This is a genomic window from Pseudomonas sp. NKUCC02_KPG, assembly GCF_019345465.1.
Taxonomy (GTDB): Bacteria; Pseudomonadota; Gammaproteobacteria; order Pseudomonadales; family Pseudomonadaceae; genus Aquipseudomonas.
In genome coordinates, this window is sequence record NZ_JAHKRC010000045.1 from 1 (window position 1) to 264 (window position 264).

Consider the following 264-nt stretch of genomic DNA (forward strand, 5'->3'; position numbering starts at 1 on the left):
GTACATGCCTTCCCAACGGGAAATTACCAGTACCGCCAGGGCGTTACCGATCACGTTCAGGGCCGTACGGGCCATGTCCATCACACGGTCAACACCGGCGATAAAGGCCAGACCTTCCAGCGGGATACCCACGCTGCCCAGCGTGGCCAGCAGCACCACGAAGGACACGCCCGGCACACCGGCGATGCCTTTGGAGGTGACCATCAGGGTCAATACCAGCAGCAGTTGCTGGCTGAGCGACAGGTCGATGCCATACAGCTGAGC

At 61.4% G+C, this 264-nt stretch carries 1 protein-coding gene; it reads right to left on the minus strand.

Annotation, left to right across the window (positions count from 1 at the left end):
• Positions 1 to 264 (minus strand): cation:dicarboxylate symporter family transporter (locus KO536_RS24115; protein WP_219263263.1); only part of this gene is annotated, 264 nt, incomplete at both ends.